This window comes from Vibrio sp. 1151_11 (assembly GCF_029478525.1).
GTDB lineage: Bacteria > Pseudomonadota > Gammaproteobacteria > Enterobacterales > Vibrionaceae > Vibrio > Vibrio anguillarum.
In genome coordinates this window covers 1-247 of sequence record NZ_SHMN01000148.1, presented here as the reverse complement: position 1 = coordinate 247, position 247 = coordinate 1, and the positions used below count along the sequence as shown (strand labels likewise).

Here is a 247-nt window from a genome sequence, read left to right as displayed (position 1 = left end):
TCAGGAAGCCCTAAAACCTGAGTCATAGATGCTTGAATTACATCAGATAATTGAGCTTTGATCGGATTTAAAAGCTCTTTAATTCCATATATTACTACCACCGTTCCTCCTTTGAACGTATAACGCCCGGTTAAGGGGTTGACAACGCACCACTTAACTCAAAAAACACGCCGTAAACGCTGAATTTCAATTTTGAACTAAAGTCGACGAGCGTTGGCAATCCCTCTTTAACCGTTTGTTATGCTTA

Annotated in this window: 1 pseudogene; it reads right to left on the bottom strand. The window is 40.1% G+C overall.

The window, feature by feature from the left end:
- A pseudogene (locus EXZ60_RS19165) lies at positions 1-101 on the bottom strand (tautomerase family protein); the annotation flags it as partial.
- Positions 102-247 lie beyond the last annotated feature (146 nt).